General features: G+C 74.1%; 24 protein-coding genes and 1 tRNA gene. 9 read left to right on the forward strand and 16 right to left on the reverse strand.

Features of this window, described 5'->3' with window-relative positions; genetic code table 11:
- Positions 1 to 146 precede the first annotated feature (146 nt).
- The 4 genes from groL to ACWGKI_RS16350 form a co-directional block, all read right to left on the reverse strand.
- Positions 147 to 1,775, reverse strand: a complete 1,629-nt coding sequence (gene groL / locus ACWGKI_RS16335) for a chaperonin GroEL (RefSeq protein WP_380244799.1) — start codon at positions 1,773 to 1,775, stop codon at positions 147 to 149.
- Between the two features lie 356 nt (positions 1,776 to 2,131).
- A complete protein-coding gene (locus ACWGKI_RS16340; protein ID WP_380244800.1) occupies positions 2,132 to 2,335 on the reverse strand; it encodes a cold-shock protein in 204 nt (67 codons plus the stop codon).
- A gap of 138 nt (positions 2,336 to 2,473) precedes the next feature.
- Positions 2,474 to 3,148 (reverse strand): LytR C-terminal domain-containing protein, encoded by a 675-nt coding sequence (locus ACWGKI_RS16345; protein WP_452188356.1) that lies wholly within the window; start codon positions 3,146 to 3,148, stop codon positions 2,474 to 2,476.
- A gap of 92 nt (positions 3,149 to 3,240) precedes the next feature.
- Complete coding sequence (locus ACWGKI_RS16350) at positions 3,241 to 3,582, reverse strand: DUF3263 domain-containing protein (RefSeq protein WP_380244802.1); 342 nt, start codon at positions 3,580 to 3,582, stop codon at positions 3,241 to 3,243.
- A gap of 260 nt (positions 3,583 to 3,842) precedes the next feature.
- Here ACWGKI_RS16350 and ACWGKI_RS16355 point away from each other — a divergent pair, with 260 nt between their 5' ends.
- Both ACWGKI_RS16355 and ACWGKI_RS16360 read left to right on the forward strand, forming a co-directional pair.
- The gene (locus ACWGKI_RS16355; protein WP_380244807.1) at positions 3,843 to 4,493 is read left to right on the forward strand and encodes a uracil-DNA glycosylase; all 651 of its coding nucleotides are present in this window, start codon (positions 3,843 to 3,845) and stop codon (positions 4,491 to 4,493) included.
- Between the two features lie 44 nt (positions 4,494 to 4,537).
- Entirely contained in the window at positions 4,538 to 5,431 is an 894-nt protein-coding gene (locus ACWGKI_RS16360; RefSeq protein ID WP_452188358.1) for an SGNH/GDSL hydrolase family protein, read from the forward strand.
- A 68-nt stretch (positions 5,432 to 5,499) separates the two neighbouring features.
- Here ACWGKI_RS16360 and ACWGKI_RS16365 read toward each other — a convergent pair.
- The 3 genes from ACWGKI_RS16365 to ACWGKI_RS16375 all read right to left on the reverse strand — a co-directional run bounded on the left by ACWGKI_RS16365 (position 5,500) and on the right by ACWGKI_RS16375 (position 8,481).
- Positions 5,500 to 5,575 (reverse strand) — tRNA-Thr (locus ACWGKI_RS16365).
- A gap of 49 nt (positions 5,576 to 5,624) precedes the next feature.
- On the reverse strand, positions 5,625 to 6,443 hold the full coding sequence (locus tag ACWGKI_RS16370) for a DsbA family protein (protein ID WP_380244804.1): 819 nt from the start codon (positions 6,441 to 6,443) through the stop codon (positions 5,625 to 5,627).
- Positions 6,444 to 6,558: 115 nt separating this feature from the next.
- Entirely contained in the window at positions 6,559 to 8,481 is a 1,923-nt protein-coding gene (locus ACWGKI_RS16375) for a serine/threonine-protein kinase (RefSeq protein ID WP_452188361.1), read from the reverse strand.
- Positions 8,482 to 8,713: 232 nt separating this feature from the next.
- Here ACWGKI_RS16375 and ACWGKI_RS16380 point away from each other — a divergent pair, with 232 nt between their 5' ends.
- From ACWGKI_RS16380 to ACWGKI_RS16395, 4 genes are all read left to right on the forward strand, one after another.
- Positions 8,714 to 10,183 carry an alpha,alpha-trehalose-phosphate synthase (UDP-forming) gene (locus tag ACWGKI_RS16380; RefSeq protein WP_380244806.1) on the forward strand — a complete coding sequence of 490 codons (1,470 nt, stop codon included), beginning with the start codon at positions 8,714 to 8,716 and terminating at the stop codon, positions 10,181 to 10,183.
- Between the two features lie 41 nt (positions 10,184 to 10,224).
- Positions 10,225 to 11,103, forward strand: a complete 879-nt coding sequence (gene otsB, locus ACWGKI_RS16385) for a trehalose-phosphatase (protein ID WP_452188363.1) — start codon at positions 10,225 to 10,227, stop codon at positions 11,101 to 11,103.
- 216 nt (positions 11,104 to 11,319) lie between these two features.
- Positions 11,320 to 12,444, forward strand: a complete 1,125-nt coding sequence (locus ACWGKI_RS16390) for an ABC transporter ATP-binding protein (protein WP_380245605.1) — start codon at positions 11,320 to 11,322, stop codon at positions 12,442 to 12,444.
- A 150-nt stretch (positions 12,445 to 12,594) separates the two neighbouring features.
- Entirely contained in the window at positions 12,595 to 13,884 is a 1,290-nt protein-coding gene (locus tag ACWGKI_RS16395) for a DUF4032 domain-containing protein (protein ID WP_380244434.1), read from the forward strand.
- A 200-nt stretch (positions 13,885 to 14,084) separates the two neighbouring features.
- Here ACWGKI_RS16395 and rlmB read toward each other — a convergent pair whose 3' ends face one another.
- The 4 genes from rlmB to ACWGKI_RS16415 are packed head-to-tail and all read right to left on the reverse strand — an operon-like array spanning position 14,085 to position 19,104.
- On the reverse strand, positions 14,085 to 15,083 hold the full coding sequence (rlmB, locus tag ACWGKI_RS16400) for a 23S rRNA (guanosine(2251)-2'-O)-methyltransferase RlmB (protein ID WP_380244433.1): 999 nt from the start codon (positions 15,081 to 15,083) through the stop codon (positions 14,085 to 14,087).
- A gap of 30 nt (positions 15,084 to 15,113) precedes the next feature.
- The gene (gene cysS, locus ACWGKI_RS16405) at positions 15,114 to 16,538 is read right to left on the reverse strand and encodes a cysteine--tRNA ligase (protein WP_380244432.1); all 1,425 of its coding nucleotides are present in this window, start codon (positions 16,536 to 16,538) and stop codon (positions 15,114 to 15,116) included.
- 9 nt (positions 16,539 to 16,547) lie between these two features.
- Positions 16,548 to 17,846 (reverse strand): low temperature requirement protein A, encoded by a 1,299-nt coding sequence (locus tag ACWGKI_RS16410; RefSeq protein ID WP_452188366.1) that lies wholly within the window; start codon positions 17,844 to 17,846, stop codon positions 16,548 to 16,550.
- A 46-nt stretch (positions 17,847 to 17,892) separates the two neighbouring features.
- A complete protein-coding gene (locus tag ACWGKI_RS16415) occupies positions 17,893 to 19,104 on the reverse strand; it encodes an alanine racemase (protein WP_452188368.1) in 1,212 nt (403 codons plus the stop codon).
- Positions 19,105 to 19,244: 140 nt separating this feature from the next.
- Between ACWGKI_RS16415 and ACWGKI_RS16420 the strand changes: the two genes are divergently transcribed.
- On the forward strand, positions 19,245 to 20,609 hold the full coding sequence (locus ACWGKI_RS16420) for a D-arabinono-1,4-lactone oxidase (protein ID WP_452188379.1): 1,365 nt from the start codon (positions 19,245 to 19,247) through the stop codon (positions 20,607 to 20,609).
- Positions 20,610 to 20,625: 16 nt separating this feature from the next.
- Here ACWGKI_RS16420 and ACWGKI_RS16425 read toward each other — a convergent pair whose 3' ends face one another.
- Together ACWGKI_RS16425 and ACWGKI_RS16430 are read right to left on the reverse strand one after the other, a co-directional pair.
- Positions 20,626 to 21,741, reverse strand: coding sequence for a sensor histidine kinase (locus tag ACWGKI_RS16425; RefSeq protein WP_452188370.1), 1,116 nt, complete (start codon positions 21,739 to 21,741; stop codon positions 20,626 to 20,628).
- The gene (locus tag ACWGKI_RS16430) at positions 21,734 to 22,456 is read right to left on the reverse strand and encodes a response regulator transcription factor (RefSeq protein WP_452188372.1); all 723 of its coding nucleotides are present in this window, start codon (positions 22,454 to 22,456) and stop codon (positions 21,734 to 21,736) included. Before ACWGKI_RS16430 ends, ACWGKI_RS16425 begins: the two co-directional genes overlap by 8 nt.
- A gap of 87 nt (positions 22,457 to 22,543) precedes the next feature.
- On the opposite strand from ACWGKI_RS16430, the gene ACWGKI_RS16435 reads away from it, so the two are divergent.
- A complete protein-coding gene (locus tag ACWGKI_RS16435; RefSeq protein ID WP_452188374.1) occupies positions 22,544 to 23,212 on the forward strand; it encodes a D-alanyl-D-alanine carboxypeptidase family protein in 669 nt (222 codons plus the stop codon).
- Here ACWGKI_RS16435 and ispF read toward each other — a convergent pair.
- The 3 genes from ispF to ACWGKI_RS16450 form a co-directional block, all read right to left on the reverse strand.
- On the reverse strand, positions 23,209 to 23,700 hold the full coding sequence (gene ispF / locus ACWGKI_RS16440; protein WP_380244425.1) for a 2-C-methyl-D-erythritol 2,4-cyclodiphosphate synthase: 492 nt from the start codon (positions 23,698 to 23,700) through the stop codon (positions 23,209 to 23,211). The two genes, ACWGKI_RS16435 and ispF, sit on opposite strands and share 4 nt — an antisense overlap.
- The gene (ispD, locus tag ACWGKI_RS16445; protein WP_452188376.1) at positions 23,697 to 24,428 is read right to left on the reverse strand and encodes a 2-C-methyl-D-erythritol 4-phosphate cytidylyltransferase; all 732 of its coding nucleotides are present in this window, start codon (positions 24,426 to 24,428) and stop codon (positions 23,697 to 23,699) included. The genes ispF and ispD overlap by 4 nt, the downstream gene beginning before the upstream one ends.
- A gap of 81 nt (positions 24,429 to 24,509) precedes the next feature.
- A complete protein-coding gene (locus ACWGKI_RS16450) occupies positions 24,510 to 24,992 on the reverse strand; it encodes a CarD family transcriptional regulator (RefSeq protein ID WP_380244423.1) in 483 nt (160 codons plus the stop codon).
- Between the two features lie 272 nt (positions 24,993 to 25,264).
- On the opposite strand from ACWGKI_RS16450, the gene ACWGKI_RS16455 reads away from it, so the two are divergent.
- Positions 25,265 to 25,756 carry a hypothetical protein gene (locus ACWGKI_RS16455; RefSeq protein WP_380244422.1) on the forward strand — a complete coding sequence of 164 codons (492 nt, stop codon included), beginning with the start codon at positions 25,265 to 25,267 and terminating at the stop codon, positions 25,754 to 25,756.
- Positions 25,757 to 25,816 lie beyond the last annotated feature (60 nt).

Below are 25,816 nucleotides of genomic sequence, written 5' to 3' on the forward strand. Positions count from 1 at the left end.
GACTTGAAGGTGCCACGGATCTTGTTGAGCACGAGGGTGGCCAGGGCCTCGCCCTCGACGTCCTCGGCGATGATGAGCAGCGAGCGACCGGCCTTAATGACCGCCGTCGTGCGTCAGCGCGTGGGCGCCGGCTCAGGCAGGCTGGATCAGAAGTCCATGCCGCCCATGCCGCCGTCGCCACCACCCGGAGCGGCCGAGGCCGGCTCCGGCTTGTCGGCCACGACGGCCTCGGTGGTGAGGAACAGCGCGGCGATCGACGCGGCGTTCTGCAGCGCGGAGCGCGTGACCTTGACCGGGTCGTTGACGCCCGCGGCCAGCAGGTCCTCGTACACGCCGGTCGCGGCGTTGAGGCCGTGACCCGGGGTGAGGTTGCGGACCTTCTCCGCCACGACGCCGCCCTCGAGGCCGGCGTTGATCGCGATCTGCTTGAGCGGGGCGTCGATCGCGGCGCGCACGATCTGCGCACCGGTCGCCTCGTCGCCCTCGAGCTCCAGCTTCGGGAACGCAGCGGCACCGGCCTGGATCAGCGCGACGCCACCACCGGCGACGATGCCCTCCTCGACCGCAGCCTTTGCGTTGCGGACGGCGTCCTCGATGCGGTGCTTGCGCTCCTTGAGCTCCACCTCGGTGGCCGCGCCGGCCTTGATGACGGCGACGCCGCCGGCCAGCTTGGCGAGGCGCTCCTGGAGCTTCTCGCGGTCGTAGTCGGAGTCCGACTTCTCGATCTCGGAACGGATCTGGTTGACGCGGCCCGAGATGAGCTCGGCGTCGCCCGCACCCTCGACGATCGTGGTCTCGTCCTTGGTCACGACGACCTTGCGCGCCTGGCCCAGCAGGTCGAGGGTCGCGTTCTCCAGCTTGAGGCCGACGGTCTCGGTGATGACCTGGCCGCCGGTGAGGATCGCGATGTCCTGCAGCATGGCCTTGCGGCGGTCGCCGAAGCCCGGGGCCTTGACGGCGACGGACTTGAAGGTGCCACGGATCTTGTTGAGCACGAGGGTGGCCAGGGCCTCGCCCTCGACGTCCTCGGCGATGATGAGCAGCGAGCGACCGGCCTTCATGACCTGGTCGAGCACCGGCAGCATGTCCTTGACGTTCGAGATCTTCGACTCGACGATCAGGACGTACGGGTCCTCGAGGACGGCCTCCTGGCGCTCCGGGTCCGTCTCGAAGTAGCGGGCAAGGAAGCCCTTGTCGAAGCGCATGCCCTCGGTGAGCTCGAGCTCGAGGCCGAAGGTGTTCGACTCCTCGACGGTGATGACGCCTTCCTTGCCCACCTTGTCGAGGGCCTCGGCGATGAGCTCGCCGATGGAGGCGTCGCCGGCCGAGATGGCGGCCGTGGCGGCGATCTGGTCCTTGGTCTCGATCTCGACCGCGGCGTTCAGCAGCTGCTCGGTGACGGCCTCGACGGCCTTCTCGATGCCGCGCTTGACGGCGATCGGGTTGGCGCCGGCGGCGACGACCCGCAGGCCCTCGCGCACGAGCGCCTGGGCGAGCACGGTGGCGGTGGTGGTGCCGTCACCCGCGACGTCGTCCGTCTTCTTGGCGACCTCCTTGACGAGCTCCGCACCGATCTTCTCGTACGGGTCGTCGAGCTCGATCTCCTTGGCGATGGAGACACCGTCGTTGGTGATCGTGGGGGCGCCCCACTTCTTGTCCAGGACGACGTTGCGGCCCTTGGGGCCGAGCGTGACCTTGACGGTGTCGGCGAGCTGGTTGAGCCCGCGCTCCATGCTCCGACGAGCTTCCTCGTCGAACGCGATGATCTTGGCCATGGGGACTGATCCTCCGCTGGTGGCTGAGTTGGCCGGCCGGTGCCCGCGACGGACGACCCACCCCGCGACGTTCAGGTCACGCACGCGCGGAGGGTCTCACCGAACGACCCGAGTGCTTCACCCGCGGCCTGAGAGAACGCCCGCCCTGGGGGCGGCTGTCACTCGACGACCGAGAGTGCTAAGCCATTATTGGCACTCTCGGGTGGCGAGTGCAAGACGTTCGCCGAGGGCGTGCAGCTTTCCCGGGCACGACGAAGGCCGGTGCCCCCGCGCGCGTCCGTGCGTGCGGTGGCACCGGCCTTCCGTGAGGCGGCCGGGGTGCGGCAGCCTCGTGCTGCGTCAGCGTGCCCGCGAGGTCAGAGCGGTCGGACCTGCTCGGCCTGCGGACCCTTCTGCCCCTGCCCGACCTCGAACTCGACGCTCTGCCCCTCGTCCAGGCTGCGGTATCCGTCGCTCTGGATGGCGCTGTAGTGGACGAACAGGTCCTGCCCGCCCGCGGCCGGGGTGATGAACCCGAACCCCTTCTCCGCGTTGAACCACTTGACGGTGCCCTGGGCCATGTACTTCTCCTTGTGCTACTCGGCCGCAGGGCAGGCACCCCACGGTGAGAAGGAGCCTAGTAGCGGCGGTCGAGGCAAGGGAAGCACCGATGTCCGGAATGTCGGCCATCCAGGGTGGCGGGCCGAGAGCGCCGGCCGTCAGCCGACGGGCGTCTTCAGCACCACCCAGACGGCCTCGGGGCTGGCGGAGACGTCGTCCGACTCCTGCACGTTCGCCGGGTCGATGTCGAGCGCCTCGGCCACGGCGCTGGCCGTGTCGGCGCGGTCGGCGCCGTACAGCACGGTGCTGTCGTCGTAGGCCCCCGCCAGGGCGTCGGGGACGTTCGCCGCGCCGACGTCGCTGAAGCCCGCCCCCGCGAGGGCGCTCTGTCCCGCGGCCGCCTGACCGGTCGACTCGGCACCCGAGATGTCGTTGAACACGAGGACCGACGCGGCGAGGTTCGCCGCCCCCGGGTCGCCCGGCAGCTCGGCGGCCGCGTCGTCCGACTCCCCGTCCGTGGGGTCCTCGGCCGGGTCCTCGCTCGCGTCGCCGCTCGGAGTCTCCTCGCCCTCGGCGTCCTGCGACTCCGTGGCCTTCGGTTCGTCGGTGCCCGCCGCCGTGGACTGCTCCGCCGCCGGCGGCGTGTCGGGCCCGTCGTCGGACAGGAACGACACCACTCCGACGGCGATGCCGGCGAAGACGACGGCGACCAGCAGGAAGGGCCACACGGAGCTCCACCCGCTGCGAGGCTCACGATGCACACCGACCGGCGTGCCCTCGGGCCCGCGGACGTCGAACTCGTCGGGCGGGTAGGAGTAATGGCTCTTGCTCACGGCGGACAGGGTAGCCGGTACGAACGTCCGGCCGTCCAGGGTGCTCCCAGCGTCGCCCTGGCCTGCTGCTCCACGCCGACGACGCCGCGTCGTCAGGACTGGCCGTCCGACAGGCGCCGCGCCGAGCGGGCGCGCTGGCGCGTGGAGCGCATGCGCCGCAGCCGCTTGACGAGCATCGGGTCGTGCGCCAGGGCCGCCGGCGAGTCGATGAGGGCGTTGAGGACCTGGTAGTACCGCGTCGCGGACAGGCCGAACAGCTCGCGCACCGCCTGCTCCTTCGCCCCGGCGTACTTCCACCACTGCCGCTCGAAGGCGAGGATCTCGCGGTCGCGGTCGGTGAGGTCGCCCTCGGCCGACGTCGTGGCCTGCTCGGCCGCCGTCGTGCCCGACGCCTCCGGGTCCGGTTGGACCTTCTGGACCAGGATCTCGCTCATGGCGTCCCAGTATGGCGCGTCCGCGCGCCCGACCCGGCGACGTCGCCCCGCGCGCCGCGATCCCGCACCGCGACCCCGCCCGTGTCAGAACCACGTGACGCCATGGCACGTCCTGGTTCTGACAGCTCCCGGGCCTCGCGACCTGTCAGAGCCAGGTGCGGGCATGGCACCACGTGACTCTGACAGGTCGGGCGGGCGGGTGCGCTAGCGTCGCCAGCGTGGAGACGACGACGAGCACCCGGCCGCCCCTCGACCAGGTCATGGCGCCCGACTGGGCGGCCGCGCTGGCCGACGTCGAGCCGCAGATCCACGCGATGGGCGACTTCCTGCGCGCGGAGGTCGCGGCCGGCCGCACGTACCTGCCCGACGGGTCCCACGTCTTCGCCGCGTTCTCCCGCCCGCTCGCCGACGTGCGGGTGCTCGTCGTCGGTCAGGACCCGTACCCCACGCCGGGGCACCCCATGGGCCTGTCGTTCTCGGTCCAGCCGCAGGTGCGGCCCGTGCCCCGGTCGTTGGTGAACATCTACACCGAGCTCGCCGACGACGTCGGCGTGCCCACGCCGTCGACCGGCGACCTGCGCCCCTGGGCCGACCAGGGCGTCATGCTGCTCAACCGCGTCCTCACGGTGCGCCCCGGCACGCCGGCGTCCCACCGGGGCAAGGGCTGGGAGCAGGTCACCGAGGCTGCGATCAAGGCCCTCGTGGCCCGGGGCGGCCCGCTCGTCGCGATCCTCTGGGGGCGCGACGCCGCGTCGCTCAAGCCGTGGCTCGGCGACGTGCCGACCGTGGAGAGCGCCCACCCCAGCCCCCTGTCCGCGTACCGCGGGTTCTTCGGGTCCCGACCGTTCTCCCGCGTCAACGCGCTCCTCGAGGCGCAGGGCGGCACGCCCGTGGACTGGCGCCTGACCTGAGCCCGGTTGTCGCCCCGAGCGCCGACCGCGCATCGAGGAGCACAATGGCGGGCGTGACCACGCAGGCCCCCACCCCGACCCCTGACGGCACGGCCCCCGACGCGACGCCCCCCACGTGGGCGCGGTACGTCGCGATCGGCGACTCGTTCACCGAGGGGCTGTGGGACCCCTATCCGTCCGACGACGGCTCCCCCGCCCCTGCCGGCACCGAGTCGACGGCGAAGCAGCGCGGCTGGGCGGACCGCCTCGCCGACACGCTCTCGATCCGGCGCACCGCTGCCGGGGCGCCCGCCCTCGAGTTCGCGAACCTCGCGATCCGGGGCCGGCTGCTGCGCCACATCCTGGACGAGCAGGTCGACGTCGCCCTGTCGATGCAGCCCGACCTGGTCTCGCTCGTCGGCGGCGGGAACGACATCCTGCGCCCCCAGGCCGACATCGACGTGCTGTCCGCCCGGCTCGAGGAGGGCGTCGCGAAGATCCGTGCGACCGGGGCCGACGTCCTGCTCGGCACCGGCTTCAAGGCCGGGGCCGGCCTGAGCTGGACGCGCGGCCGCGTGGGGCAGTACAACGCGAACATCTGGACCGTCGCCCGCAAGCACGGGGCGTACGTGCTGGACCTGTGGGGCCTCGACCCGCTGTTCGACCTGCGCATGTGGTCCGACGACCGCATCCACCTCACCCCGGAGGGCCACCGCCGCGTGGCCGACGCCGGCCTGGTCGGCCTGGGCCTCGAGCCCGACGACGCGGCCTACGACATCGCGCTCGACCCCCTGCCCGCGCAGGCGTTCGTCGCGCGGGCACGCGCCAACGCCCAGTGGGCCCGCACGCACGTCGTGCCGTGGGTGCAGCGCCGGATCCGGCACACCTCCAGCGGGGACGGCCGCGCGCCGAAGTGGGCCGAGCCCACGGCCTGGCCCCCCGCGGGCGACGCGCGCTGAGCCGTCAGGCCTTCAGGGACGACGAAGGGGCGGACCGGGCCACGGTCCGCCCCTTCGTCGTGCGGGAGTGGAGCCGCCTGTCGGATTCGAACCGACGACCTTCCGTTTACAAGACGGGAGCTCTACCAGCTGAGCTAAGGCGGCGGGAGCGCGGCACAGCCTACCGGGAGCCGGCAGGCCGTGCCGCGGGACGTCAGCCCGCGCTGTTGGCGGCGGTGACGGCCTGCTTGAGGGCGGACGGGTCGTTCCAGTTCGACACGACCTTGCCGTCGACCAGCACGTACGGGGTGCCGGTGAAGCCGTCGTCCTTCTGGATCTCCTTCGTGGCCGAGAACACGTACTGGCCGAAGGTCTCGCGCGCGGTCCCGTCCGAGATCGCGGACGAGACGTCGTCGGGCACGCCCGCGTCCTTCGCGTACGACGCGAGCTGCTCGTCCGTCAGACCCTGGGTGCCCTCCTTCGGCTGGTTCGTGAACAGCGCGGCGTGGAAGGCGGGGAACGCGTCGGGGGCCTTGTCCGCGACGTAGGCCGCCGCCGACGCCGAGCGGGTCGAGTACTCCGAGCCCTGCGACTGCGCGTCCAGGATGGAGATCGGGTGGTACACGACGGTCGCGTCACCGGCGCCGACCATCTCGTCGATGCTGTCGGCGTTCGTCTGCTCGAACTGGCCGCAGATGGGGCACATGTAGTCGAGGTAGACGTCGATGACGGGTGCGTCGCCGTTGTCGGTGCCGGCCGCGCCGTCCTTGCCGACGGGGATGCCGCCGTTGTCCTGCGCCGTCGCGGGCAGCGTGGCGTCCGCGAGGGCGATGTCGTCGACGTTCTTCTTCGCACCCTGCTGCAGGATCATCCAGACCACGACGCCGAGCGCGACCAGCGCGACGGCGAGCACGGACAGGGTGATGATCCGGTTGCGGCGGTCGCGCTGCTGCTCCTTCTGGCGCAGCGCGAGCGCCTCGGCGCGCGCGGCCTCACGGCGCTCGGCCTTCGACATGTTCGGGTTCTTCGACATCGTGTCCTCGAGGTCCTCGGGGGAGCGGGGCGGCGCGGGCAGCGCCGGACGGGGCGAAGCCTACCTGCGCCACCTGGGCACCAGCCCGGAGCCGGGCGCAGGTCAGCGGTCCCCGTCACAGGACGGAGGGCGCCTCGGTGAGCGGCCACCAGTCGATCGTCGGGTCGCTGAGGACGGGGGCGACCAGGAACGCGGTGAGCCCCAGGCAGACCAGCACCACCACCACGGCGCCCACCTTGCCGGGCGCCACCCGGTGGAGCAGCGTCCGCCCGCCCTCGCGTGCGGCAGCCCCGGCGGGCCCGAACCAGGTGGCCAGGAGCGCGACGACCATCACCCCGGCCAGCACGCCGTTGAACACGACGGCCTCGTTCATGCCGCCCTGGGACCGCGCCTCGACGTCGTCGCGCGGCAGCACGATGAGGTGCCCCGCACCGAACAGCCACCAGCCGGCGAGCAGCGTCAGCAGGCCCGCGCACGCGCCGACGAGCACCGCGGGGATCGACCCGAGCAGGCCCATGAGGGCGTGCCAGGGGAACAGGAGCGTGCCCACCACCCCGTCCGAGCCGCGGACACCCTTGTGCTCCCGGCGCCGGTGCAGCGCGTCGCCCGACGCCGCGACGGTGCGGCACAGCAGCACCAGCGCGACGAGGACGCCGAACCCGAGCAGCGGCCGGGTGGCCGCGAGCGCCACGAGCACGAGCCCGACGGCGCACGCGGTCCCGGTGCGTCGCGGGTGCACCGGCCGCACGTACGGGCCGGGCGGCTCCGGGGCGAGCGGCATCTCCTCGACCAGCTGGTCGTAGCCCTTGTAGCGGACGTCGCCGACGGGGATGGCGCGGGTCGCGCCGTCCTGCGCCTGCAGCCGGTCCCGCTCGAGGGCGGTCATCGTCTGGGTGGGGTCGCCCGGGTCGACGTCCGACGCCACGGGGACAGGCACCGAGGTGGGCGGAGGCGGGGGCGGCGCCATGGTCGGAACGGTCGGAGCGGTGGCGCCGCCGGAGGCGGGCGCGAACGACGCGGGGGCTGCCGCCGGCGCGACGGCCTGCGTCGGCAGGGAGACCCGCTGCGTCTCGGCGGCCTGCACGATCCGCTGCGTGGCGTCCGGCTCGGCCCACGGGTCGGGGGCGCCGCCGAGGGCGTCGTCGAGGTCGTGGCGCAGGGCGCGGGCCACCTCCGTGGGCCCCCAGCGCCGGGCGGGGTCGGCCTGGAGCGCGCCGGCGAGCGCCCGCGCGGTCCGGGCGGGCACGCCCACGAGGTCGGGCCTGCCCTCGCGGGAGCGACGCAGCACGAGCTCGGTGGGCCGGACGCCGAAGGGCGAGCGGCCGGTGGCCGCGAACGCGAGGAGCGCGGCCCAGCTCCACCAGTCGGTCTCGGCGACGGGCGCGCCGCCGTCGAGCAGCTCGGGGGCGATGTAGCCGGGGGTGCCCATGACGAAGCCCGCGGACGTGGTCCGCGCGTCGCCGGGGCCCTGCGCGATGCCGAAGTCGATGAGCACGGGTCCCTGGGCGGTGATCATCACGTTGGACGGCTTGAGGTCGCGGTGCACCACGCCGGCGTCGTGCACGGCCTCCAGCGCGTCGGCGAGCTGGTCGGCAAGGGAGAAGACGTCGGCGGCGTCGAGCGGTCCGCGTTCGTCCACCTCCTCCTCCAGGGTCACGCCGTCCACCAGCTCGGTCACGACGAAGGCGTACGGGCCCTCCAGCTCGGCGTCGAGCACCTGCGCGACGGCGGGGTGACGCAGGCGCTGCAGCGACGCTGCCTCCCGCCGCAGCCGTTCACGGCCGGCGGGGTCGGCGTCGACGTGCGCGTGCAGGACCTTGAGCGCGACGGCGTTGCCGCCGCCGTCGACGGCCTCGTACACCGCGCCCATCGCGCCGCTGCCCAGGGGCCGGACGACGGTGTAGCCGCCGACCTCCGCACCCTCCGCGAGACCGCGGTCGCGCGCGGGACGCCGGACGGCGCCGTCCTCTCGCGGTGCGGGCGGCGGGTCGGGCACCGGGGTCCGCCCCGGGACCTGCATCGCGTCGACCTCACCCATGGGGCACACCGTAGTCGTCCGCCCCTGCCCAGGCGCGCCGTGCCGCGCGGTGCCCGGGAAGGTTCGGGGCAGGTTCGGGGCAGGTCTGGAGCAGGACCGGGGTGCGTCCTGGACGGGAGCCGGAGATGTGAGATCCGCCCTTCACCGGGGCGAGGGACGGACGCTCTCGGTACCCTGTCCAGGGGAGGACGTCGCCCGACGGAATCCTGCAGAACTCTTGGAGAGAGGTCCATTGACAGGCAAAGGATCGTCAAGCAGCCATCACCGGGACGGCGGGTACGACCTGGTCGTCGTCGCCAACCGGCTCCCCGTCGACTTCACGGTCGACGACGACGGCGAGGTGGACTGGCACCGGTCCCCCGGCGGCCTGGTCACCGCCCTCGAGCCCGTGATGCGGGAGGCGGACGGCGCCTGGGTCGGCTGGTCCGGCGCCCCTGACCTCGAGCACGCGCCGTTCGAGGCCGACGGCATGCTGCTGGTGCCCGTCACGCTCAGCGCGCCGGAGATCGAGCGGTACTACGAGGGCTTCTCGAACGACACCCTGTGGCCGCTCTACCACGACGTCATCTCCCCGCCCACCTACCACCGGCAGTGGTGGGACGCGTACCGCCGCGTCAACCGGCGCTTCGCCGAGGCCGCGGCCGCGCAGGCGGCGGAGGGCGCGGTCGTGTGGGTGCACGACTACCAGCTCCAGCTGGTGCCGAAGATGCTCCGCGAGCTGCGCCCCGACCTGCGCATCGGCTTCTTCGACCACATCCCGTTCCCGGCGGTCGAGCTGTTCCAGCAGCTCCCGTGGCGCACCCAGATCGTGGAGGGGCTGCTCGGCGCCGACCTCATCGGCTTCCAGCGCGGCGGCGACGCGTCGAACTTCGTGCGGTCGGTGCGCAGGCTCACCAAGCACAGCACCCGCGGGCCCATCATCACGGTGGCGGACGAGGACGGCGGCCCGGCCCGGCACGTGCGCGCGGCGGCGTTCCCGATCTCGATCGACTCCCACCACTTCGACGCGCTCGCGCGCGAGCCGGAGGTGCAGGCGCGCGCCAAGGAGATCCGCGCCGACCTGGGCGACCCGCAGGTGATGATGCTGGGCGTCGACCGCCTCGACTACACCAAGGGCATCCGGCACCGCGTCAAGGCGTACGGCGAGCTGCTGCAGGACGGCCGCCTCGACGTCGAGCACGCGACGCTCGTGCAGGTGGCCAGCCCCAGCCGCGAGAACGTCGGCGCGTACCAGGAGCTGCGCGAGCACGTCGAGGTCCTCGTCGGGCGCATCAACGGCGAGTTCGGCGAGCTCGGGCACTCCGCGATCCACTACCTGCACCACTCCTACCCGCCCGCGGAGATGGCCGCGCTCTACCTGGCGGCGGACGTCATGCTCGTGACGTCCCTGCGCGACGGCATGAACCTCGTCGCGAAGGAGTACATCGCGGCCCGCTCGGACGAGCAGGGCGTGCTGGTGCTCAGCGAGTTCACCGGCGCGGCCGACGAGCTCGCCCCAGGCCCTCTGCTGGTCAACCCGCACGACATCGACGGCATGAAGGACACCATCGTCGCGGCCGCGCACATGCCGCCGCGCGAGCAGCGGCGTCGCATGCGCAGGCTGCGCCGCAAGGTCATGGCGGACGACGTCGCCAAGTGGTCGCAGAGCTTCCTCGGCGTGCTCACCGCGACGCCGTCCCGCGGCGGCGCGGGCCACGGGTGACCAAGGACCGGGTGAACGAGGCACGGGTGAACGAGGCACGGGTGAACGAGCCCCGGGTCGCGGAGTCGCCTCCCGACGACGACGCGAGCGCCGCGCTGGCCGCGGCGCTCGCCTTCGCCGGCGCCCCTGACCGGGCGTCCCGCCGTCGTGTGCGGCTCGTGGCCCTGGACTTCGACGGCACGCTGGCGCCGCTGGTCGACGACCCGTCGGCGTCGGCGATGACGCCTGCGGCACGGGCGGCGGTGGACCGCCTCGCCGCCCTCGCGGCGCGGGAGGCCACCGACGGCGACGTGCTGCGCCTCGCGCTCGTCTCGGGCCGCAACCTCTCCGACCTGGCCGCACGCTCCGGGGCGCCCGCCGGCACCTACCTCGTGGGGAGCCACGGGGCGGAGACGGGGCGGGTGACGGCGCACGGCGTCGACGCGGTGCCGTTGCAGCTCACGCCGGAGCAGGCCACGACGCTGGAGCGGCTGCGGGAGGGCATGCAGGAGGCCGTGGACGGCCGCCGGGGCGCCTGGGTGCAGGACAAGCCGAGCGCCGCCGTGCTGCACACGCGGGTGTGCGGACCGGAGGACACCCGCGCCGCCACGGAGGACGCCGACGCCCTGGCCGGGCGCCTCGGTCTGCACGCCATGCACGGCAAGGACGTCGTCGAGATCGCCGTCGTCGACACGTCCAAGGGGATCGCCGTGGAGCGGCTGCGCGAGCAGCTCGAGGAGGCCGAGGAGGCCCACGACCTGCGGGCGCTCGTGCTCTACGCCGGCGACGACACCACGGACGAGGCCGCCTTCGCGGTGCTCGGCGCGGACGACCTCGGCCTCAAGGTGGGGCCGGGGCCGACCGCCGCGGGGCACCGGGTGGCGGACGCGGACGCCCTGGCGACCCTCCTGGAGCGCCTCGCGGACGCGCTCGACCGTTGACCGGCGGGCCTCGAGAGGCCCTGACCTGGAACGTGTCATGACTCACGTCACAGGCATGTACGATCATCGCGGCGCACCGGGAACCGGCTCACGCGGGGGACCGAGGCGCTCGACAACAGAATGTGTCACCGCCGACACGCCATTCGTGAAAGCGCAACGGCACCCACCCACAACGGATCGTCCGGCACGTACCTGCCGGTGGAGAGGGAAGCAACCATGGCTACGGTCACTTTCGACCACGCGACGCGCGTCTACCCGGGCACTGAGCGCCCGGCTGTCGACCAGCTCAACCTGCACATCGAGGACGGCGAGTTCCTCGTCCTCGTCGGCCCGTCGGGCTGCGGAAAGTCCACCTCGCTGCGCATGCTCGCCGGCCTGGAGGACGTCAACGGCGGCAGCATCCTCATCGGCGACCGCGACGTCACGGACGTCCAGCCGAAGGACCGGGACATCGCGATGGTGTTCCAGAACTACGCGCTCTACCCCCACATGTCCGTCGCGGACAACATGGGCTTCGCGCTGAAGATCGCCGGCACCCCCAAGGCCGAGATCCGCCAGCGTGTCGAGGAGGCCGCGAAGATCCTCGACCTCACCGAGTACCTGGACCGCAAGCCGAAGGCGCTCTCCGGTGGTCAGCGCCAGCGTGTCGCCATGGGCCGCGCCATCGTGCGCCAGCCGCAGGTGTTCCTCATGGACGAGCCGCTGTCGAACCTCGACGCCAAGCTCCGCGTCCAGACCCGCACGCAGATCGCGTCGCTCCAGCGCCGTCTCGGCGTCACGACCGTCTACGTCACGCACGACCAGACCGAGGCCCTCACCATGGGCGACCGCATCGCGGTCCTCTCGGGCGGTCTGCTGCAGCAGGTCGGCACCCCGCGCGAGATGTACGACACCCCGGCCAACGTCTTCGTCGCGGGCTTCATCGGCTCGCCGGCGATGAACATCGCCACGTTCAAGGTCGAGGACGGCGTCGCGACCGTCGGCGCGGCGCGCGTGCCGCTCGAGCGCTCGATCGTCGAGCAGCTCACGGACGCCGACGGCGGCAAGGTCACGATCGGCTTCCGCCCCGAGGCCCTGGACGTCGTGTCCGAGGGCACCGCGAACTCGATGCCGATCTCCGTGAACCTGGTCGAGGAGCTCGGCTCCGACGCCTTCGTCTACGGCACGCTGCTCGGCCCCGCCGCCGAGCAGGCCGAGGTCCGCTCGGGCGCTGGCGAGAACCAGGTCATCGTGCGCATCGACCCGCGGAACGTCCCCATGAAGGGCGACAAGATCCACGTGACGATCAAGCCGGGCCAGTCGCACGTCTTCTCGGCTGCGACGGGCAACCGCCTCAACTGAGTCTGTGCCACGCCCGAGGGGCGGGTCCGGCTGCTGCCGGGCCCGCCCCTCGTCGCGTACCCTGACGAGCCGGAGCGTTGTGGGCGGGATGGTGGCCCCCTCGCGGGTCGAGAGCCGGGCCGAGTGCCCGCCCACACCGTATGGAGCGACGTGGAACAGCTGAAGATCACCTCGGCGACGCCGGACTCCGCGCTGCTCGACCTCCCCTGGCGCACCCCGCTGGCGGAGTGGCCGGCGGACGTCCTCGCCGCACTCCCCCGCGGCATCTCGCGCCACGTCGTGCGCTTCGTGCGCCTGGACGGGCGCGTCCTCGCGATCAAGGAGATCAGCGAGTCGGTCGCCTTCCGCGAGTACGAGCTGCTGCGCCAGCTGCGCAAGCTCGAGATCCCGGCGGTGCGGCCGGTGGGTGTGGTCACGGGCCGGCTCGACGACGCCGGGGAGCCGCTCGAGGCGGCCCTCGTCACCGAGCACCTGGCGTTCTCGCTGCCCTACCGTGCCGTGTTCAGCCAGGCGCTGCGCCCCGACACCGCGTCGCGGCTCATCGACGCGCTCGCCGTCCTGCTGGTGCGCGTGCACCTCGTCGGCTTCTACTGGGGCGACGTCTCGCTGTCGAACACGCTGTTCCGTCGCGACGCCCACCAGTTCGCCGCCTACCTGGTCGACGCGGAGACGGGCGACCTGCACCGCGAGCTCTCTCGCGGCCAGCGCGAGTACGACGTCGACCTGGCCCGGACCAACATCATCGGTGAGCTCATGGACCTCGCCGCGGGCGAGCTGCTCGACGCCGAGGTCGACGAGCTCGCCATCGGCGACGCCCTCGTGTCCCGGTACACCGAGCTGTGGGAGGCGCTGACGGGGGTCGAGTCGTTCGGCGCCGACGAGCGCTGGCGGGTCGCCGCGCGCATCGACCGCCTCAACGACCTCGGCTTCGACGTGGGCGAGCTGTCGATCACCACCGACATCGACGGCACCACCGTGCGCATCCAGCCGCAGGTGGTCGACGCCGGCCACCACTCGCGCCGCCTGTTCCGCCTCACCGGCCTCGACGTGCAGGACAACCAGGCCCGGCGCCTGCTCAACGACCTCGACTCCTTCGTGGCGGCCACCGACCGCCAGGAGGACGATCCGCAGATGGTGGCGCACGACTGGTCGCAGAACGTGTTCCAGCCGACCATCCGTGCGGTCCCGCGCGAGCTGCGCCGCAAGCTCGAGCCGGCGCAGCTCTTCCACGAGATCCTCGACCACCGCTGGTTCATCTCGGAGCAGGCAGGCCGCGACGTGCCCATGCCGGAGGCGACCGCGTCGTACGTGGAGCACGTCCTGCGCCACCGCCCGGACGAGAAGGCGATCCTCGGCGTCGCCCCCGGAGAGCGGGACGCGGACGTCGACACCGGCCCGGAGGGCGCCCCCGAGGACGACCACTTCCACCTCTCCACCTGACGAGGTAGCCAGGCCCATGCCGAGGTAGCCAGGCCCATGCCGAGGTAGTCGAGCCCCTGCCGAGGTAGTCGAGCCCCTGCCGAGGTGGCGGCCTGGGCCACTACCTCGGCGTCTGCTGCACTACCTCGGCGTCTGCTGCACTACCTCGGCGTCTGCTGCACTACCTCGGCACCTGCTGCACTACCTCGGCAGGATGTGACCTACTTCGGCGAGGGGGCGGAGCGGCGTGCCTGCGCCACCTCGTAGAGGGTGATCCCCGCGGCGACGCCGGCGTTCAGCGACTCGACGTCGGACGAGATGGGGATGGACGCGACGGCGTCGCACGTCTCGCGGACGAGGCGCGACAGGCCGTGCCCCTCGGAGCCGACGACGAGGACCAGCGGGTCGGTGGCGAACGCGAGATCGCGCACCTCGGTGTCGCCCCCCGCGTCCAGGCCGACGACGAACGCGCCCGACTTCTTCAGGTCGGTCAGGGCGCGGGACAGGTTGGTCACCTTGGCCACCGGCACGCGGGCTGCCGCGCCGGCGGACACCTTCCACGCGGACGCGGTCACGCCGGCGGAGCGGCGCGACGGCACGACGACGCCGTGCGCACCGAAGGCGCCGGCGGAGCGCAGGACCGCACCGAGGTTGCGCGGGTCGGTCACGCCGTCGAGCGCGACGATCAGCGGGGCCTGCCCGGCCTCGGCGGCGGCGTCGAGCAGGTCCTCGACGTCGGCGTACTCGTACGGCGGCACCTGCGCGGCCACGCCCTGGTGCACGGACCCCTCGGTGAGGTGGTCGAGCTCGGTGCGGGACACCTCGAGCAGCTGCACGGAGCGCACGGACGCCAGCTCGAGGATCTCGCGGGTGCGGTCGTCGTGGTCGATCCGCGCGGCGAGGTGCACGGCGGTCACGGGGACGTCGGTGCGCAGCGCCTCGAGCACGGCGTTGCGGCCCGCGACGACCTCCGCGCCGCCGGTGGGGCGGCGGGTGCCGCGGACGACGCCCTTGCTCGCGCCCCGCTCGGCCTGCGCCGTCTCGCGCTTCTCCGCGGCCACCTTGCGCTTGTACGCGGGGTGGTAGGTGCGGTCCTCCGCCTTCGGCGTCGGCCCCTTGCCCTCGAGCGACTTGCGGCCGTGGCCGCCGGTGCCGACCTGCGCGCCCTTCTTGCTGCCGGCCTTGCGGACGGCGCCGGGGCGCCGGGTGTTGCCTGCCATGGTGTCTCTTCTCAGGGTGGGTCGAGCGGGTCAGTCGGTCAGCGTCCAGCGGGCGCCGTCGGCAGAGTCCTGCACGACGACCCCGGCCGCCGCCAGGCGGTCGCGGATGGCGTCGCTGGCGGCCCAGTCCTTGGCGGCCCGCGCGGCCGTGCGGGCGTCGAGCTCGGCGGCGACGAGCGACTCCAGCGCGGTCCGCGCCTTCGTGTCGCCCTCGCCGTCGGCCCACTGCGGGTCGGCGGGGTCGAGCCCCAGGACGTCGAGCATGCCGCGCAGCGCGACGAGCTCGACCCGGGCGGCCGTGTCGTCGCGCGACGCCAGCGCGCTGTTCCCGGCGCGCAGGTGCTCGTGCACGACGGCGAGCGCGGCGGGCACGTTGAGGTCGTCGTCCATCGCCTCGACGAACGCCGCCGGGAGCTCCGTCTTGGCGACCTCGTGCGCGGGGACGGCGCCGACGCGCTCCGTGGCCCGCTCGACGAACCCGGTGAGGCGCTCCCAGGTGGCGCGCGCCTCGTCGAGGGTGTCGGGCGACCACTCGAGCATCGAACGGTACTGCACGGAGGCGAGCGCGTAGCGGATCACGGGGGCGGGCGCCTGGGCGAGCAGCTCCGTGACCAGGAGGCCGTTGCCGAGCGACTTGCTCATCTTGACGCCCTGCTGCGTGACCCAGGCGCAGTGCATCCAGCGCTGCGCGAAGCCGTAGCCGGCGGCGCGCGACTGCGCCTGCTCGTTCTCGTGGTGCGGGAACCGGAGGTCGAGGCCGCCACCGTGGATGTCGAACGAGTCGCCCAGGTAGCGGCGCGCCATGGCGGAGCACTCGAGGTGCCAGCCGGGCCGGCCCCGGCCGAACGGTGTCTCCCACGACGCGGTGGCGGGCTCGCCGGGCTTGGGGGCCTTCCACAGCGCGAAGTCGTGCGGGTCGCGCTTGGCGGCGGCGACCGTGTCGCCGTCGGCCGGCTCGGGGTTGAGGTCCTCCAGGCGCTGCTTCGTGAGCTCGCCGTAGGCGGGCCAGGACCGGACGTCGAACCAGACGTCGCCGGGGCCGGACGCGTACGCGTGCCCGCGCTCCACGAGGCGTTCCATCAGCTCGACCATGTCGGGCACCTGCCCGGTCGCGCGCGGCTCGTACGTGGGCGGCAGGACGCCGAGCGCGTCGTAGGCGCGGCTGAACAGGCGCTCGTGGGTGGCGGCGTGCGCCCACCACTCGACGCCGGCCGCGGCGGCCTTCGCGAGGATCTTGTCCTCGATGTCGGTGACGTTGCGCACGAGGGTGACGCGCAGGCCGGAGCGCTCCAGCCAGCGGCGCAGGATGTCGAAGGCGATCACGGGACGGAGGTGGCCGATGTGCGGCGGAGCCTGGACGGTGGCGCCGCACAGGTAGATGCCGACCTCGCCCGGGTTCAGGGGGACGAAGTCGCGCACGTCGCGCGTCGCGGTGTCGTACAGGCGCAGGCTCACCGGTCCAGCCTACCGGCCGGCCTTCTCCTCCCCCTGGTCGAGGCCGCGGCCGAGCAGCGCGGCGACGTGCCGGTGGCCGACGGTCTCGTAGCCGACCACGGTGACGGCCGGTGCGAGCGCGGCGAGCAGGAGCCCGACGGCGGTCGGGCCGCCGGCGGCGACCACGGCCACCGCGAGGGCGAGCACGACGACGCCGCCGACGAGCAGCGACAGGTGCAGCCGGTCGACGGTGCGCGCCAGGCCCCAGAACGTCACGTAGTCGGAGAGGAGGAACACGAGGATCGGCACGACGACGGCGAGGAGGGTGGCCACCGGGCTCAGGGTGGACTCCCCCTCCAGGCCGTAGGCCACGACGTGCAGGCCCGCGCCCGTGGCGGCCAGGGCGGCGACCACGACGATGTGGCCGTAGCCCCACAGGAACGACCGCTCCGGGTGCGCCTCCAGGAGCTCGCCCGCGGGCGTGAGGAAGTAGGTCCACCACAGCCCGAACGTCAGGGCCGTGCCGGCGACCGCGACCAGCACGGCGTCCAGCGTCCAGCCGTCGCCGTGCCCCACCACCGCGGACAGCGTCGCGACCGTGCCGATGACGCCCTCCCCCAGCGTGATGATCGCCAGCAGGCCGTAGCGCTCGGCGATGTGGCGCGGGTGCCACGGGGTGCTCTGCCCGTCACCGGGCACGAGGCGCTCCGAGACGTACGGTCCTCCCATCTCGACGGCCACCAGCAGCGCTCCCGCCAGGAAGAAGAGGCCCTGCGAGACCGGTGCGACCGCGAGCGCGATCCACCCCACCTGCGAGACGACGAGCGTCCACACGTAGCCGAGACAGGCGCGCCGGTAGCGCGGCGCCTGCCGCGCGGCCCGCAGCCACTGCACGAGCATGGCGAGCCGCATCACGACGTACCCGGCGACCATGACCTCGTTGTGCACCCGCCCGCCCTCGTCCAGCGAGTCGAACATCACGGGCAGCCCGAGCGCGAGGACGATCACGCCGATCATCTGCACCATCGTGGTGAGGCGGTAGACCCAGTCGTCGGTGTCGAACGCCGAGGCGAACCACGAGAAGTTGATCCACGCCCAGCAGATGGCGAACATGGCGAAGCCGAACCCGACGAGGCCCGCCTCGACGTGCCCCTCCGCCAGGAGGTGGGCGCCCTCGTCCCCCGCCACGCCGAACGCGACGACGAAGGTCAGGTCGAAGAGCAGCTCGAGGGGGGTCGCGGTGCGGTGCCCCGCACCGGGGTCGCGCCCGACCATGCGGCGGACGCGCGGCGTTCCTGCGGCGACGACGTCGCCGTGCTGGGTGCTCATGCGCCCATCGTGGCGTGCCGGCGGCGGGCGGCGCGAGACCCCGCGCTCAGCCGAAGGTGCGGCCCTCGCCGCGGTAGGTCGGCACCGTCTCGACGATCGCGTCGCCGCGGACGAGGTGCACGACGTCGAACCGCTCCATGAGCTCGCCGGCCTTCGCGTGGCGCAGCCAGACGCGGTCGCCGACGGCGAGCGGCGGAGCTCCCCGCCGGCGGCGCAGCGGCGTCATGACCTCGCCCGCGCCCTCGGTGCCGGTGAGCGACCAGCCCGGCGTCGCCACGCGGGGCAGGCGCGAGCGCCCTGCCGGCCCGGAGGCGACGTACCCGCCGCCGAACGCGGTGGCCCAGCCGGGCGCGGGCAGGCGGACGACGTCCAGCCCGAAGAAGGCGGCGGGGCGCGGGTCGAACGCCCGGTACCCGTCGAACAGGCCGGGCACGAACAGCCCGGAGCCGGCGGTGACCTCGGTGACGGCGGGGCCCGCCGACGACGTCTCGAGCGACCCCGTGCCGCCGGAGTTCACCAGCGGCACGTCGTGGCCGACGGCGGCGCGCACCGCGTCGCGGACCTCGGCACGACGCCGGTCCAGGTCCGTCACGGACAGCCGCTTGACCATCCGGACGGCCGGATTGGTGTCGGGCAGCCCGGCGACCTGCGCCTCGTAGAACATCAGGCCGCGCAGGCGCGCGCCGGGCAGCGCCTCGACCCGCCGGGCGAGCGCCGCGACGTCGTCGGGCGTCCGCAGCGGGGACCGGCGCGTGCCCAGGTGCAGCTGGAGCGGGCCGACGTCGAGGCGCAGCGAGGCGTCCACGTCCAGGCAGACGGCGACGTCGGGCAGCGCGCCGGACGACGCGCCGGAGCCGACCGGCGCCGCGGCGGCGCGCAGGGCCGCGTCCAGCAGCGCGAGCTGCGCCACGTCGTCCACCATGAGGGTGATCTCGCGCCGGGCGCGGACGTCGGCGGCGAGCCGCGCGAGCGCGTCGGTGTCCACCGTCGGGTAGCCGACGAGGACGTCGGACGTGCCCTCCTGCACGAGCCACAGGGCCTCGGCCAGGGAGAACGCCATGACGCCCTGGAAGCCGGCGTCGAGCGCACGGCCCACCAGGGACCGCACGCGCACCGACTTGCTGGCCACCCGCACCGGCACCCCGCGGGCGCGGCGACGCAGGTCGGCCGCGTTGGCGTCGAAGGCGTCGAGGTCGACCACCGCCACAGGCGCGGGCAGGTGCGCGGTCGCGCGGGCCAGCCGCTCCGTCTGGGTCATGGCCGCACGCTACACGGGTGCCGCCCGCCCCGGGATCCTCCCGACGGCGGATCCGCGCGAGCGGCCGCCCGTGGCAGAGTGTGCGCGTGAATCCGAGCACCGTCGCCGGCACACCGGCTCCCCGCACGTCCGAGGCCCCGCTGCGCACCTGGGGCGGCACGCACAGCTGGCAGCCCTCCCGCCGGGTCGCGCCGCGGGACGAGGGCGAGCTCGCCGCCGTCGTCGCGGGCGCCGCCGCCCAGGGCTCGCGGGTGCGCGCGATGGGTGCCGGGCACTCCTTCACCGCCGCGGCGGTGACCGACGGGCTCCACCTGAGCCTCGACCACCTGAGCGGCGTCGAGGCGGTCGTGCCGCAGCCCGACGGCACCAGCCTCGTGACGGTGCGCGCGGGCACGCGGCTGCACGACCTCAACCGGCTCCTCGCCTCCCTCGGGCTCGCCATGCGCAACCTGGGCGACATCGACCGGCAGTCCGTCGCGGGTGCCGTCTCGACGGGCACGCACGGCACGGGCGCGCGCCTCGGCGGCCTCGCGACGCAGGTGCGCGGCGTGCGGGTGGTGGGCGCGGACGGCGCGGTGCGGTCCGCGAGCGACGCGGCGGCGGCCGGCACCCCGGAGCGCGAGCTGTTCGAGCTGGCCCGGCTCGGCCTCGGCGTCGCGGGCGTCCTGTCCGCCGTCACCCTCGAGGTGGTGCCCGCGTTCTGGCTGCGCGCGCAGGAGGAGCCGTGGCCGCTGGACCGGGTGCTGGAGCAGCTCGACGAGTACGTCGACGGCAACGACCACGCGGAGTTCTACTGGTTCCCCGGCACGCGCCGGGCCCTGACGAAGCGCAACAACCGGGCGACGACGGACGAGGTCGAGGCGTGGTCGGCCGGACGGGCCGGCGCTCGCGGCGCGGTCCGCACGGCCGGGGCCCGGGCCCGCGCGCTGCTCGACGAGGAGGTGCTCTCGAACGGCGCCTTCGAGGTGGTGAACCGGCTCGCGCTGGCTGCGCCCGGCCTGGTGCCGCGGCTCAACGCGGTCAGCGCCCGGGTGCTCGGCGCGAAGACGTACGTGGCGCCGTCGGCCGAGGTGTTCGTCACGCGCCGGCGGGTGCGGTTCGTGGAGATGGAGTACGCCCTGCCGCGCGCCGCCCTGCGGAGCGTGCTCGACGATCTGGACGCGTGGCTGCGCGCCTCCGGCGAGCCCGTCCCGTTCCCCGTCGAGGTGCGGTTCGCCGCCCCGGACGACGTGTGGCTGTCCACGGCCCACGGCCGCGAGACGGCGTACGTCGCGGTCCACCAGTACGCGCCGATGCCGTACCAGCGGTACTTCAGCGCGGCGGAGCAGATCTTCGTCGCGGCGGGCGGCCGCCCGCACTGGGGCAAGATGCACACCCGCACGGCCGAGTACCTGGGCGACCACTACCCGCTGGACGACGTCGCCCGGGTGCGCGCCGCCGTCGACCCCGACGGCGTCTTCCGGAACGACTACACCGACACGGTCCTCGGCCTCCCGCAGGGGTAGCCGCCCGGCCGCCGGGTCAGCGGGCGGGCCAGGCGGGGACGGCGCCCGCCGCCGGCAGCCGGACCGTCACCCGGAGGCCGCCGTCCGGGCGGGCGGCGAGGCTGAGGGCACCGTGGTGCGCCGCGGTGATGCTCCGGACGATCGCCAGGCCCAGCCCGACGCCGCCGTGGTCGCCGCGCGTGCGCCCGGCGCCGCGCTGGAACGGCTCGGTGAGGGTGGGGACCAGCTGGGGGTCGAGCTTCTCGCCGGAGTTCTCGACCGTGAGCACGACCTCCCCGGCGCGGACCCCGGTCGCGACCTCCACCGTGCCGCCGCTCGGCAGGTTGTGGACGATCCCGTTGTGCACGAGGTTCGTGGCCAGCTGCAGCAGGAGCGCGGGCGAGCCGACGGCCGGGGCCGCCTCGCCGCTCACCCGGAGGGCGACGGCGCGCTCGTCGGCGAAGGGCAGGAGCGTCTCGACCGCGTCCTCCGCGACGAGGGAGAGGTCCACCCGCTCCCTCGCGAACGACCCCCGGTCGGCCCGGCTGAGCAGGAGCAGCGCCTCCGTGAGGTCGATCGCCCGGGAGTTGACGTCGGCGAGCCGCGCGAGGAGCTCCTCGGTGTCCCGGCCCGGGTCCCGGCGTGCGACGTCGAGGAGCGCCTGCGTGATCGCGAGCGGGGTGCGCAGCTCGTGGGACGCGTTGGCGGCGAACCGCTGCTGCTCGGCGACCTGCGCCTCGAGCCGCGCGAGCATGTCGTCGAAGGCGTCGGCGAGCTCGCGGAACTCGTCCTGCCGGCCGGGCAGCCGGACCCGGTGCGCGAGCGAGCCCGCCGCCGCCTGGCGCGTGGCGTCCGTGATGCGGGTCAACGGCGCGAGCATCCGGCCGGCGAGGACCCAGCCGCCGAGCAGGCCGACGACGAGCAGGGCGACCAGCGCCCAGGCCGCCTTGGGACCGAAGGCGCGCAGCAGGTCGGACCGGTTGGGGACGAACGGGCTCCCGAGGCCGCCCCGGGTGATGATCGGGGCGTCCGGCACGTAGCGCAGCAGGAACACCCACACGACGGCGAGCAGCAGCGCTCCGGCCACCATGAGGAAGCCCGCATAGCTGAGCGTGAGCCGGAGACGGACGCTCGGGCCGCGCGGCCTAGCCACGCCCCGCCCCGTCGGCCGGCGCCGGCACCTCGACCGTCCCCGCGTCGTCGACGGACGTGACGTCGATCCGGTAGCCGACCCCCGGCACGGTGGCGATCACCCAGGGTTCCCCGAGCCGCTTGCGCAACGCCGAGACGGTGATGCGCACGGCGTTGGTGAACGGGTCGGCGTTCTCGTCCCAGGCCCGCTCCAGCAGCTCCTCCGCGCTCACGACGCCGCCCTCGGCCGCGACGAGGACCTCCAGCACGGCGAACTGCTTGCGCGTCAGCGCGACGTAGCGCCCGTCCCGGTAGACCTCCCGGCGGAACGGGTCCACCCGCAGGCCGGCGAGCTCCCGCACCGGTGGCCGCACGTGCGCGCGTCGCCGGTCGAGCGCCCGCAGCCGCAGCACCAGCTCCCGCATCGCGAACGGCTTGGTGAGGTAGTCGTCGGCGCCGAGCTCGAAGCCGGACGCCTTGTCGTCGAGGCGGTCCGCCGCCGTGAGCATGAGGATGGGCGTCCCCGTGCCGGACGCGACGATCCGCGCGGCGATCTCGTCGCCGGACGGCCCCGGGACGTCCCGGTCGAGCACGGCGATGTCGTAGGTGTTGAGGTCGAGCAGCTCGAGCGCGGTGTCCCCGTCGCCGGCGACGTCGGCCGCGATGGCCTCGAGGCGCAGCCCGTCACGGACGGCCTCCGCCAGGTACGGCTCGTCCTCGACGATCAGCACACGCATGCCCTCGATGCTACGGACGGGCGCGTATCGTCCGTGTATCGAGGAGCGCATACGCGCCGGCAACGGTGCCCCCGCTCGACTGGGGACATGTTCCGCACCGGCACCGCCCCGTCCCCCGCCCGTCCGTCCCGCCGCACGCCGTCGGCCGCCCTCGCGGTCCTGACCGCCGTCGCCGTCGCGGCCGGCGTCGCCGCCTGCCAGCCGGACCCGCCGGCCGCCTCCGTCGCGCGCACGTCCGCGTCGCCCGCGGGCGTCCCGGCGGGGCGGCCCGAGCACGACGGCCGGGCGGAGAGGGCGGGCGAGGACGACGGGACCGTCCCCAGCGGCACGACGGTCTTCGACGACGACCTCCCCGCCCTGGCGAACCTCGCCCCCGCGCTGCGCACCGCCCTGGAGCAGGCGGCGACGGCCGCGGAGGAGGACGGCGTCACGTTCGTCGTCAACAGCGGCTGGCGGTCGCGCGACTACCAGGCCCAGCTGCTGCGGGAGGCGGTCGCCCAGTACGGCTCGGCTGCCGCGGCCGCCCGGTGGGTCGCCCCGGCGGACACGTCGTCGCACGTGACCGGGGACGCCGTCGACCTGGCGCAGAACGGCGGCACGGTGTGGCTGGCCGGGCACGGCGCCGCGTACGGGCTGTGCCCGGTGTACGCCAACGAGCCGTGGCACTACGAGCTGCGCCCGGACGCCCCCGACGCGGGGTGCCCTGCCCCGTACGCCGACGCGACCGCCGACCCCCGGACGAGCGGTGCGGGCTAGGCGGACCGAGGCGCGACGAGCGCCGTGGCGATCGCCGCGACGCCCTCGCCCCGGCCGGTGAGCCCGAGCCCGTCGGTCGTCGTCGCGCTGAGCGACACGGGCGCGCCCGCGGCCGCGCTCAGGGCGGCCTCCGCCTCGGCGCGACGGGGCCCGACCTTGGGCCGGTTGCCGATCACCTGGACGGCGACGTTGCCGATGTCGAAGCCCGCCTCCCGGACGCGGCGCGCGGCCTCGGCCAGCAGGGTCGCCCCGGCGGCACCGGCCCACTCGGGCTCGCTGGTGCCGAAGTGGGTGCCCAGGTCGCCGATGCCGGCCGCGGAGAACAGGGCGTCGGCGGCGGCGTGCGCCGCGACGTCGGCGTCGGAGTGGCCGGCCAGCGGGCGCTCGCCCGGCCAGCGCAGACCGCCCAGCCACAGCTCACGGTCCGAGCCCTCCGGGGCGTACGCGTGCACGTCGACCCCGAGGCCGGTGCGGGGCAGGACGGTCACGACTCCTCCTCGAGCAGCAGGGTGGCCACCAGCAGGTCACGCTCGGTGGTGATCTTCAGGGCCGCGGCGTCACCCGCGACGACGTGCACGGGTTCGCCCAGCGCCTCGACGAGGCCGGCGTCGTCGGTCGCTGCGAGGCCTTCGGCCCCCGCGCGGGCGGCGCCCGCCGCGTGGGCCCGTACGAGGAGCGCCCGGTCGAAGCCCTGCGGGGTCTGGACGGCCCGCAGCAGCGCGCGGTCGGGTGTCTCCAGGACGCGCTCGACGGCGAGGCCGCCGTCCGCCGGCGGTCCGGCGGCGACGCGCTTGACGGTGTCGGTGACGGGGAGGCCGGGGACGACGGCGCGGTGGCCGGCGCGGACGGCCTCGACCACACGGCGCACGAGCTGCGGCGGGGCCAGGGGGCGGGCGGCGTCGTGCACGAGGACGACGTCGTCGTCGGGCCCGGCGAGCGCGAGCCCGGCCGCGACGGACGCCTGCCGGGTGGCTCCGCCCTCGACCACACGGACCGGGAGGGCGACGTGGGGGTCCTGCGCGACGACGTCCCGCACCGCCGCGTCCAGGCCGGCGGGGCAGGTGACGACGAGGGAGTCGACGACGCCGGACGAGGCGAGCCTCCGCGCGGCGTGGACCACCAGGGGGAAGCCGCCCAGCGTCACCAGGGCCTTGGGGAGGTCGCGGCCGAGCCGGGTCCCGGACCCCGCGGCGGTCAGGATCGCGAGCGTCGTCACGGCGTCACGGTACCGGAACGACGACGGCGACCTCCGGCCGGAGCCGGGGGTCGCCGTCGTGCAGCGCTGGTGACGGGTGCCTCAGGAGGCGAGAACCTCGTCGATGATGGCGCCGGCCTTCGCCTCGTCCACGCCCTCGGCGAGCGCGACCTCGGACTCGAGGATCTGGCGAGCCTTGGCGAGCATGCGCTTCTCGCCTGCCGAGAGGCCGCGGTCGGCGTCACGGCGCGACAGGTCGCGCACGACCTCGCCGACCTTGATCACGTCGCCGGACGCGAGCTTCTCGAGGTTCGCCTTGTACCGGCGCGACCAGTTGGTCGGTTCCTCGGTGTACGGCGCGCGCAGCACCTCGAAGACGCGGTCCAGCCCCTGCTGGTCGACCACGTCGCGCACGCCGACGAGGTCGACGTTCTCCGCCGGGACCTCGATCGTCAGGTCACCCTGGGCGACCTTGAGCTTGAGGTACATCTTCTCCTCGCCACGGATCTTCCGCGTCTTGATCTCCTCGATCAGCGCGGCGCCGTGATGCGGGTAGACAACCGTCTCGCCTACTGTGAACGTCATCTGCAGATGTCCCCTTTCCCAGTCGACGATCTTATCACGCGGGCGCTGACACCCCCCTGCCCGCGACCCCCTCGACGCCCTGCCTCGACCCACGTCTTCGCAGGTCAGAGCGCTGGTAGCGCACCCAGGGACGCACCACGTGCCGGGCCTCGCTAGGATGTCTGCGGGCCCCCTGCGGGCCTGCTCCTCCCCTGCTCAGCGCGGGAGGACCGCTGATTCCCGCGCCCGCGACGCCACCCGCGCCGCGAGCCGACGCCTTCGAAGGAGAGCACGTGTCCCGCTCCGCCCGCCCCGCACGCACCGTCGCCGCCGCCAGCGTCATGGCGGGTGCCCTGCTGCTGGCCGCCTGCTCCCCCACGATCACCACCAAGCCGTACGCGCCGTCCGACGGCGTGCGCGTCAACCTCACCGACCAGGTGCGCGGCATCAACCTCATGGTCGTCAGCGAGGGCGAGGGCGAGCCCGGCAACCTGCTCGGCGCGGTCGCCAACGACTCGGCCGAGGACGTCGACGTCGTCCTCACGGCCGAGGGCGCCGACCCGCTGTCGGTCACCGTGCCTGCCGGCGGCACCATCTACCTGAACGCCGACCAGGAGGGCGCCCAGGTGGAGGACCCGCAGATCGCGGCCGTCGCCGCGCAGCCGGGCGGCGACCTCGACGCCACCCTCTCGGGGGCCGGGGTCGACCAGGACTTCTTCCTGCCGGTCATGGACGGCACGCTCCCGGAGTACAAGGACTACGTGCCGAGCGCCACGGCCTCCTGAGGCCTCCGCCCAGCCCAGCCCTCACGACGAAGGGGCGGGCCGCAGCGACTCGCTGCGGCC

The organism is Isoptericola sp. NPDC055881 (assembly GCF_053615895.1).

Excerpts from the sequence above, each read along its gene's own strand:
- groL (WP_380244799.1), bottom strand. The coding sequence starts at position 1,775 with ATGGCCAAGATCATCGCGTTCGACGAGGAAGCTCGTCGGAGCATGGAG.
- ACWGKI_RS16350 (WP_380244802.1), bottom strand. The coding sequence starts at position 3,582 with ATGAGCGAGATCCTGGTCCAGAAGGTCCAACCGGACCCGGAGGCGTCG.
- ACWGKI_RS16410 (WP_452188366.1), bottom strand. The coding sequence starts at position 17,846 with ATGAGCACCCAGCACGGCGACGTCGTCGCCGCAGGAACGCCGCGCGTC.
- ACWGKI_RS16390 (WP_380245605.1), top strand. The coding sequence starts at position 11,320 with ATGGCTACGGTCACTTTCGACCACGCGACGCGCGTCTACCCGGGCACT.
- ACWGKI_RS16415 (WP_452188368.1), bottom strand. The coding sequence starts at position 19,104 with ATGACCCAGACGGAGCGGCTGGCCCGCGCGACCGCGCACCTGCCCGCG.
- ACWGKI_RS16430 (WP_452188372.1), bottom strand. The coding sequence starts at position 22,456 with ATGCGTGTGCTGATCGTCGAGGACGAGCCGTACCTGGCGGAGGCCGTC.
- ACWGKI_RS16375 (WP_452188361.1), bottom strand. The coding sequence starts at position 8,481 with ATGGGTGAGGTCGACGCGATGCAGGTCCCGGGGCGGACCCCGGTGCCC.
- ACWGKI_RS16435 (WP_452188374.1), top strand. The coding sequence starts at position 22,544 with ATGTTCCGCACCGGCACCGCCCCGTCCCCCGCCCGTCCGTCCCGCCGC.
- ACWGKI_RS16360 (WP_452188358.1), top strand. The coding sequence starts at position 4,538 with ATGGCGGGCGTGACCACGCAGGCCCCCACCCCGACCCCTGACGGCACG.
- ACWGKI_RS16450 (WP_380244423.1), bottom strand. The coding sequence starts at position 24,992 with ATGACGTTCACAGTAGGCGAGACGGTTGTCTACCCGCATCACGGCGCC.
- ACWGKI_RS16370 (WP_380244804.1), bottom strand. The coding sequence starts at position 6,443 with ATGTCGAAGAACCCGAACATGTCGAAGGCCGAGCGCCGTGAGGCCGCG.
- rlmB (WP_380244433.1), bottom strand. The coding sequence starts at position 15,083 with ATGGCAGGCAACACCCGGCGCCCCGGCGCCGTCCGCAAGGCCGGCAGC.
- ACWGKI_RS16340 (WP_380244800.1), bottom strand. The coding sequence starts at position 2,335 with ATGGCCCAGGGCACCGTCAAGTGGTTCAACGCGGAGAAGGGGTTCGGG.
- ACWGKI_RS16355 (WP_380244807.1), top strand. The coding sequence starts at position 3,843 with ATGGCGCCCGACTGGGCGGCCGCGCTGGCCGACGTCGAGCCGCAGATC.